8 protein-coding genes and 1 tRNA gene are annotated in these 8,429 nt (G+C 60.2%); all 9 read right to left on the bottom strand.

The window, feature by feature from the left end; all coding sequences use genetic code 11:
* Positions 1 to 393 precede the first annotated feature (393 nt).
* The 9 genes from E0L37_RS04875 to E0L37_RS04835 all read right to left on the bottom strand — a co-directional run bounded on the left by E0L37_RS04875 (position 394) and on the right by E0L37_RS04835 (position 8,070).
* A tRNA-Arg gene (locus E0L37_RS04875) sits at positions 394 to 470 on the bottom strand.
* A gap of 95 nt (positions 471 to 565) precedes the next feature.
* Positions 566 to 1,045, bottom strand: a complete 480-nt coding sequence (bfr, locus tag E0L37_RS04870; protein WP_133490654.1) for a bacterioferritin — start codon at positions 1,043 to 1,045, stop codon at positions 566 to 568.
* Positions 1,046 to 1,186: 141 nt separating this feature from the next.
* Entirely contained in the window at positions 1,187 to 1,423 is a 237-nt protein-coding gene (locus tag E0L37_RS04865) for a bacterioferritin-associated ferredoxin (RefSeq protein WP_080530697.1), read from the bottom strand.
* A gap of 289 nt (positions 1,424 to 1,712) precedes the next feature.
* The gene (locus E0L37_RS04860; RefSeq protein ID WP_133490653.1) at positions 1,713 to 2,417 is read right to left on the bottom strand and encodes a hypothetical protein; all 705 of its coding nucleotides are present in this window, start codon (positions 2,415 to 2,417) and stop codon (positions 1,713 to 1,715) included.
* A 730-nt stretch (positions 2,418 to 3,147) separates the two neighbouring features.
* A complete protein-coding gene (adk, locus tag E0L37_RS04855; RefSeq protein ID WP_014993911.1) occupies positions 3,148 to 3,804 on the bottom strand; it encodes an adenylate kinase in 657 nt (218 codons plus the stop codon).
* Positions 3,805 to 4,102: 298 nt separating this feature from the next.
* Positions 4,103 to 5,131: a tetratricopeptide repeat protein gene (locus tag E0L37_RS04850; RefSeq protein ID WP_133490652.1), complete on the bottom strand. Its 1,029-nt coding sequence runs from the start codon at positions 5,129 to 5,131 to the stop codon at positions 4,103 to 4,105.
* Positions 5,128 to 5,535: a cytochrome c-type biogenesis protein gene (locus E0L37_RS04845; RefSeq protein WP_133490651.1), complete on the bottom strand. Its 408-nt coding sequence runs from the start codon at positions 5,533 to 5,535 to the stop codon at positions 5,128 to 5,130. Before E0L37_RS04845 ends, E0L37_RS04850 begins: the two co-directional genes overlap by 4 nt.
* On the bottom strand, positions 5,535 to 6,128 hold the full coding sequence (locus E0L37_RS04840; RefSeq protein ID WP_133490650.1) for a DsbE family thiol:disulfide interchange protein: 594 nt from the start codon (positions 6,126 to 6,128) through the stop codon (positions 5,535 to 5,537). Before E0L37_RS04840 ends, E0L37_RS04845 begins: the two co-directional genes overlap by 1 nt.
* Positions 6,115 to 8,070, bottom strand: a complete 1,956-nt coding sequence (locus E0L37_RS04835) for a heme lyase CcmF/NrfE family subunit (protein ID WP_133490649.1) — start codon at positions 8,068 to 8,070, stop codon at positions 6,115 to 6,117. The genes E0L37_RS04840 and E0L37_RS04835 overlap by 14 nt, the downstream gene beginning before the upstream one ends.
* Positions 8,071 to 8,429 lie beyond the last annotated feature (359 nt).

The raw sequence follows: 8,429 nt of genomic DNA, 5'->3' as shown, positions 1-8,429 counted from the left end.
GCTTGTAGGTGCGGGGTGGGGTCATTTCTCCCACGGTCTGTACCCGAAGGGGTCAGAAGCTGCCTAGGTCCCGCCACCCCGACAAGTCTCTCTGCCTACTATCGACTTGCCACGCCAACATACAAGCTGCTTTAGCAGCGAATCGCGTGTAGCGTGCCAGCGTGGTGCGTGTAAGCGAAGAGGCGTGGTGCGGGGAGGCGTGGTGCGGGGAGGCGTGGTGCGGGGAGGATAGGCTCGCCGCCATGGCGGCTCGGGGCTGCGCCCCGTCATCGCAAGCGATGACGCCCTGCGCCCGGCAAGCCGGGCTGGTCGAACCGGGGGGTTCTGCTGAATAACTCCCGCGGTACGATACAAACAAAAACGGCCCCCTAAAGGGAGCCGTTTTCGTTTGTATGGCGCGCTGGGGAGGATTCGAACCCCCGACCTTCTGGTTCGTAGCCAGATGCTCTATCCAACTGAGCTACCAGCGCTTTGATCGTGCTTGAAGCGTGTCGCCTCAAGAGGCTGCGCATTATTCCCAAAGCCCTTTTGAGAGTCAAGGGAAGAGCGCTTAAAAGTTGCGCGATCAGTCTTCCGCGGTTTCCATTTGTTTCTGCAGGTAGTTTTCCAGACCCACCTTGTCGATCAGGCCCAGTTGCGTTTCCAGCCAGTCAATATGTTCTTCCTCGCTTTCCAGGATACGGCGGAACAGATCCCGGCTGACATAATCCTGCACCGACTCGCAATACGCCATGGCTTCACGCAGATCCGGTACCGCCAGATGCTCCAGCTTGAGATCGCAGGAGAGCATTTCCTTGGTGTTTTCACCAATCATCAACTTGCCCAGATCCTGCAGGTTCGGCACCCCTTCCAGGAACAAAATGCGCTCGATGAGCCAGTCCGCGTGTTTCATCTCATCAATGGACTCGTGGTACTCCTTCTCATACAGAGCGTGAAGTCCCCAATCCTTGTACATTTTGGCGTGCAGAAAATACTGGTTAATCGCAATCAGCTCATTACCCAGCGCCCGGTTCAGGTGCTCGATAACCTTCTTGTCGCCTTTCATGGGTGGTCTCCGTGCCGGTATTTGGGGTGCCAATATTGTTCAGCAATAGCCCGGCACGGGCAAGGGATATCGAAAAAAATTCCAATAAATACAAGTAGTTATACAAATGAGAATCAGTCTTTGCCGACCTTGCTCATGAGATCAAGCCGGCTGCGGCCAATATTGCACCGCAACCGACTGATCGGAGGAAACAGAGACGGAGGTCGCCGCTACCGCGCTACGGGTATCACGCAGTACCTGACGGGCGTGGCGGGCACATTTGGCACACTGACTGCCAACCCCAAGTTCCCGACGAAGATCACGCAGGCTGTCGCAACCATTCATGGCCGCTTCCCGTATATGACCGTCAGTGATGCCGTTGCAGAGACAAACGTACATACCACACCTACTCCTCAATCTCTGGAAAGCAGGTTAACCCTAATGCGAATTATTATCAACACGTTTATTTGCCCTAATTATTGCACAAGAATAGTGCAAAAACAGCGCGGCAAACGTCTCGGATTCGTGGGCGTGCGTTTGGAGCGATTCTGGCCGGCATTTCGCCGCCTGTTCGCCCCGGCTCCGGTTGCAGCCGGTTCCGGAACGGAGATCGGATTATGGAGAGATCAGGCTCGGAAGGGAGCTCCGGTCCCCGTCATTGAGACGGGGCCGGAGTGATCGAAGGGACTTAGCTTGCGCTGCCGGTGGCGGCTTTCTTACGGGCCGGAGCACGACGAGCGGCTTTCTTGCGCGCCGGAGTCTTGCGAGTGGCGCTCTTACGGGTCGCTGCCTTTTTGGTTTTGGCCCGGGTGGTGGTCTTCTTACGAGCGGTGGTTCCTTTCGCGGCGGTCTTGCGAGCCGCGCGCTTGGCTTTTTGCTCCGCTTTCTTCTGCTCGGCCTTCTCTTTCTTCGCCAGCTTGCGTTGGTACTCACGCAGTTTGCTGGTCAGATTGCGCTGAGCAGTACGCAGCTTTTTATTCTCGCGAGTCACCACTTTTTTGGCTGCCTGGATTTCCGCGCGAATCAGTTTCGCTTCACCGCGCAGGTCCTGCAGCTTCAAACGTTGGGTATTGAGTTTGCCACGAGCGGTGTCGACGGCGCGCTTGGCGGCGGCGGTGGCTTTTGCTTTTACCTTATCGCGCTTGGCGGCCAGATCGGTGCGGAGTTTGGCCAGCTTGCCGTTCTCCGTATCCACTTTTTTCTTGTGGCGATCCAGTTTGATCTGCGCCTGGGCAACTTTCTTCTCTGCCTGGCCGACCGCTTTTTCCTGCAGTTTGGCTTTCGCTTCCGCATTGCTTACGGACTTCGGAACCGCCGGTGCCTTGCTAGCGGTAGCGGCCTTTTTACGGGTCGCTGTTTTCTTCCGCGCTGCGACTTTCTTTGCTTGTGCCATGATCGATCTCCTAATCCTATGACGTCACTTACTTCGACAATCGGAAAATAGCATAAAAAAAAATCACTTGGTACATTATTTAATCAGATCGACGCACGACCGCGTAAAAAGAAAACAAAAGAAGATTTCCATCGCTCTTCAGCGGTGGAAGGAGCACTTGCCCTTGGCATTACTTCTCCGCTGAAAATAACGAAAATCAGCTTCGGCGGTGGATCGAATATCACGCCGCTCGCATTTCATTTTGCCGTCGGATTGTCGGATGACGACACGCGTCCGCTTTGCTTTACGGAACGCAACGAAGTGTTACCGCCAGTGGCACTGGCGAGCCGGCGAACGGAACAAAGGGGGCACTCGAAGGTGGAGAGGAATAAAGAGAAACCAACATCCCCACCGGAATCACCGTGATACCGACAGCAAAGAAACCGGAAAGGCAAATGCGACAACCGCGTTGATTAATCTGGCGAACGCCGCCGATAAGCGCCCTTATAAACACAGCCTGGCCGTTCCGCCGATCGTCATGGAACAACGGATTCGCTGCCAAGGCAGCTTCCCACAGCGGCTTCGTGCGATAGAAGCCCGATATCCGCGGGGCATAAAAAGAGGGTCCGGAGCCATTTTTTAATGTTGCACTGCGGCCGCCCGAAGGGTGACCGTCATGAACGGCGGGTATAAAAAAAGGAGCCGTGCGGCTCCTTTTTCCACTCTCATGAGAGAGGTTCGCGGGCGTGTGTTATTTGCCCAGCGCTTTGAAGATGCTGTCCCGGATGCTTTCCACCGAGCCGACACCAGGCACGCGCACATAGGCCGGTGCCTTGCCGGCATCGCTCTTGGCCAGATCCTGGTAGAAATCCACCAGCGGGCGGGTTTGCGCCTGATACACTTCCAGACGCTTGCGCACGGTGTCTTCCTTGTCGTCGTCACGTTGCACCAGCTCTTCGCCGGTCACGTCATCCTTACCCGCTTCCTTGGGGGGATTATGTGTGACGTGATAGACACGTCCGGAGCCCGGGTGCACCCGACGCCCACTCAGACGATCAATGATTTCCTGATCATCCACATCGATTTCCACTACATAGTCGATGTCGATCCCCGCATCCACCAGCGCCTGGGCTTGCGGAATAGTGCGAGGGAAGCCATCGAACAGGAATCCATTGGCGCAGTCATCCTCGGCGATGCGTTCCTTGACCAGGCCGACAATGATGTCGTCGGAAACCAGGCCGCCGGCGTCCATTACTTTTTTTGCTTCAAGGCCGAGTGGCGTGCCGGCCTTGACGGCGGCCCGCAGCATATCCCCGGTGGAAATCTGGGGAATGGAAAAAGCGTCCTTTATGAACTGCGCCTGAGTGCCCTTGCCTGCACCGGGCGCGCCAAGCAGGATGACACGCATAGGAATCTCCCTTCTTACCGCGAATGGGTGCCTAAAAGGGGCACCCTCAATAAGGTGTCGAAAAAGCCAGACCGTGGCTTCTTCAAGCCCCTCTCCACGGTCTGTTTCGCCAAGAGGGACATGGAAAATCAATCGCTTGCGGCGTTTGATTGCGCTGACGATCCGATGGAGTCGCCAGTCCAGGCCGTACTTTCATGGCCTGTCAAAGGTCGGGAACTTTACCGTGCGGGTCAGCGGCGTACAAGGGCGACCTTTGTACAGGCCGCTTCCGTCTCAAGTCCTGGATACGTCCGAGCAACTACTGTCCCAGCGTCAGCTTCGCCTCCAGAGGCGAGCCACGCAGCGGTTCTGGCGCCACCCTGAGCCCGGCCTCATCGACGCTGGAACCCGGCGCCGGGGTATAGCGGGCACCGGCACGCAAATCGGAAAGGTCCGCCGGGTATGACTGCAGCCAGTCATCGCGGCGCAACACCACGGTGGCCGGAAACCGCTCCACCAGCACCCGGCGAGCGGCCAATGGCTGGCCACCCTGCTCTCCCTGACGCAGGAATACGAACAGCGTTCCGCCGGCGGGCACATCAGCGGCGTTGACCGTGATGCTCAGATCGTCCAACTGCCGCGCTTTGGCCAATTGCCGCTCGGTGTTGGCTTTACCTTGCCGCAGAAGATCGCCGGCCTCCCCTTCGCCGTGACGGGCAAGCAACGCCTCCCAGGATCGCAGCGCCAGTTCATATTGACGGGCACGACTGGCCGCCATGGCTTGCAGCATCCAGGCCCCATCATGCCGCGGATAGGCCTCCAGCACCTTCTGGATTTCCGCCTCGGCGGCGGCGGTGAGGCGCCCTTCGTTGGCCTGAATCAGTGACCGTGCCAACAGCAAACGGGCAGCGCTGTCGTCAGGTTCGAGAAACAACGCTCGCCGCGCCGCCTGTTCGGCCTGAGCCGGAGCTCCCAGTTGATCGTACAGCAGTCCCAGGGCATACCAGCCGTCCATGGTCTGATGCTCGCGGACCACCTCGGATTGCAACACCCGGGCAAAGGCGGCGGCGCTCAACTTGTCATCGCTGATTTCCGGTGGCTGACCCCGGATCACCTGGCGGGCGGCGTCACTCAATTCACGGCGGTCGCTCAACCACTGAGCGGTTTCCGGGTGATAACCCAAGGTCAGATACCCCAACCCACCCAGCACCACCACCAGCAACGGCAGCGCCAGACCGGACCAGGAAGCCTGGTCGCCGTCACGGCGGGTTTCCCGCCGCCACAACAAAAACATGGACAGCAGGGCGATCAGGAGGGCGGCGCCGAGCACCGCAAGCAGGAAAGTCATTGCTCCTCATCCTCCACCTGACGGCTGGCCCGCCGGATCAATATCACGATGGCGCCGCCGCCCAACAGCAGCAGCAGCGCCGGTCCCAGCCACAGCACCAGTGTCCGGGCGTTCACCGGTGGCCGGTAACTGACGAAGTCACCATAGCGGTCAACGAAATAGTCAACGATGGCCTGGTCGTCATGCCCTTCCCGGATCATGCGCGCCACCCGCTCGCGCATGTCCTGCGCGATCCCGGCATCGGAGTCGGCGATGCTCTGGTTCTGACATTTGGGGCAGCGCAGTTCCTCGGTCAGCACGCGGAAACGGCTTTCCTGCTCTTCCGTGTCGAACTGGTAGACATCAATGGCGGCCATGGCGCCCTGCCCCAAGAGCGCCAGCATGAGCAATAACAACACGCGCATTAGTCTTCTCCCCCGCTTCTGTTTTCCCCGGCCTTGGCCTGATCGAGAAGGGGTTGGAATTTTTCTTCCCAGACCCGCTGGTTGAGGTCACCGGCGTGCCGCAACACCACCCGCCCTTCCGGATTCAGCAGGAACGTTTCCGGCGCGCCGTAAACGCCCAGGTCGAGTCCCAACTGGCCGTCATGATCCACCACCACCTCACTGTAGGGGTTGCCCAGATTGGCCAGATAGTCCCGCGCCGCGTCGGTCTCGTCCTTGTAGTTGAGCCCGATGATGGGAATGCCCCGGGCCGCCAATTCCAGCAGATAGGGGTGTTCCACATAACAGGTCGGGCACCAGGTCGCCCAGACGTTCAGCAGTTTCCAGTTCTGGTCCCGCAGGGAGGCCGGCGTGAGGGTCCGTTCACCTAATAAGGAAGGCAGTTGGAACGCCGGCAGCGGCTTGCCCACCAATTCCGAGGGCAGCTCTTCCGGGTTACGGCCGAGGCCGCTGGCCAGCAATACCGCCAGGGCCACAAAAGCCGCCAGCGGCAGGAACACCCACAAACTGACACCACGCTGACGGCGCGGCTCATCACGATCACGCCTGTTCACCAGCCACTCCTCCCATGGGTTTGCGGTAACGTCGGTCGGACAGCGCCAGGGCGCCGCCCAGCGCCATGATCAGCGCGCCCAGCCAGATCCAGCGCACCATCGGTTTGTGATAGATGCGCACCGCCCAGGCGTCCTCGCCGCGAGGGTCGCCCAGCGCCACATACAGATCGCGCATCAACCGGCCGTCGATGGCCGCTTCCGTCATCACCTGGCCGGAAGCCCGATAGGTGCGTTTCTCCGGATTCATTTCGGTCACCGGTCGGCCATCCCGGCTCACCAGGAAATGGGCTTTCTGGGATTGATAATTCGGTCCCACGGGACTGCTGAGGCTCTCGAATTCAAAACGGTAGCCACCCACTTCCGCCACATCGCCAGGACTCATGCGAACATCCCTCTCGATCTCATGGAAGCTGACCACCGTGACCCCGGCCACCAGTACCGCCAGCCCGCAATGGGCCACCACCATGCCTATATAGGAACGGGTCAGTTTGCGCAGCCCAGCGAACAGCCCCCGGTTGTAGGCCAGAGCACGACGCACCACGTCATCCAGGTGAGCAAGCACCAGGAACAGCGCCAGGATCAGCGCCAGCGTGCCAGGCCAGGGCGTCGCGCCGGGCAGCCGCGCGCCCAGCCAGCCGCCAATCAGGGCCGCCGGCGCCAACCACAGCAGGCGCCGCACCAGTGGCTTGCCGGCCTGACGTTTCCAATTGCTCATCATGCCGGGGACCAGCAGCAGGATCAGCAGCAAGGTCAGCGGCACGAAGAAGGCGTTGAAGTAAGGGCTGCGGATCGACACCTTGATGTCCATGGCCTCACCGAGCAGGGGGAACAGGGTTCCCATCAGCACCACGAAAGTGGCGGCCAACAGAACCAGGTTGTTGCCCAGCAGGAAACTTTCCCGGGACATCGCCCTGAAGCCGCCCTGCCCCGACAACCGGCCGGCGCGCAAAGCGAACAAGGTCAGCGCGCCGCCGGCCACCACCACCAGGAAAGCGAGGATGAAAGCCCCACGGCTGGGATCATTGGCGAACGCGTGTACCGAGGTAAGCACCCCGGAGCGGACCAGGAAGGTGCCGAGCAAGCTCAGTGAGAAAGTGACGATCGCCAATAATACGGTCCAGGCACGGAACAGGTTGCGCTTCTCGCTCACCGCCAGGGAATGGATCAACGCGGTGCCGGCCAGCCAGGGCATCAATGAGGCGTTTTCCACCGGATCCCAGAACCACCAGCCGCCCCAACCCAATTCGTAGTACGCCCACCAGGACCCCAGCGCGATACCGACGGTGAGGAAACACCAGGCCACCGTGGTCCAGGGACGGGCCCAGCGCGCCCAGGCCGGATCCAGGTTGCCTTCCAGCAAGCCGGCGACAGCGAAGCCGAACGCCACGGCGAACCCCACATAGCCCATGTACAGCATCGGCGGATGGACGATCAGACCAGGGTCCTGCAGCAGCGGATTCAGATCAGCGCCGTCCATGACAAACCAGGGCAAGGCCCGGTCGAAGGGATTGGAGGTGAACAGCATGAAGGCGAGGAAGCCCACCGCGATCATGCCCATCACCGACAGCACCCGCACCACCATGGTCAGCGGCACGGTGCGGCTCAACAACCCGACCAGCGCGGTCCAGCCCGCCAGCATCCAGCCCCACAACAACAGCGAGCCCTCGTGCCCGCCCCAAATCGCGGACAGGCGATAGCCCAGCGGCAATTCGGAATTGCTGTGGTTGGCCACATAGGTGATGGAAAAATCGTTGATATAAAAGCTGTAGCCCAACGCCAGGATAGCCACGGTCATGGCCATCCATTGCAGCCAGGCCAAGGGCCGCGCATAGCGCTGCCAGGCCAATACGCCACGGTGGACGCCGATCAGAGGAAAGATCGCCAGCACCAGAGAAGCCGCCAATGCCACCCACAGGGAGAGATGTCCGATTTCCGCCGCCACCAGTTACCTCCTGAGACACGCCTGGGAAGGGTCGGCCCGAACGGCCATCCGCGAACCAACGGCCGCGCGCTCTGTTGTTGTTTCACGTTGCCGTTTCACGGCACCGAGGGGATTCGATAACCGCGCCGCCCCAGGGTTCCCTGAAATCGGCCCCCTTGCCCTGTCACGGATCATTCTTTTGGCTGATCCGTTTATCGGGTCCGGGTCGGTCAGTCGCACCACCGAATGTCCGAAGATGACACCTTGAGACGACCGGGTCCTGCCCCACAATAGATTAGACTGGCGGCCGGCCCCGTGGAGCCCTTACGCCGCCGGCGCATGATCGGCACAACGCCGCCGCAATGCAAGCCCGGCACCCG

Origin of the sequence: Alcanivorax sp. 24, from assembly GCF_004360225.1 — a bacterium.
Classification (GTDB): domain Bacteria; phylum Pseudomonadota; class Gammaproteobacteria; order Pseudomonadales; family Alcanivoracaceae; genus Alloalcanivorax; species Alloalcanivorax xiamenensis.
The sequence above is the reverse complement of the archived record's forward strand: the minus strand, read 5'-3'. Positions and strand labels throughout refer to the sequence as shown.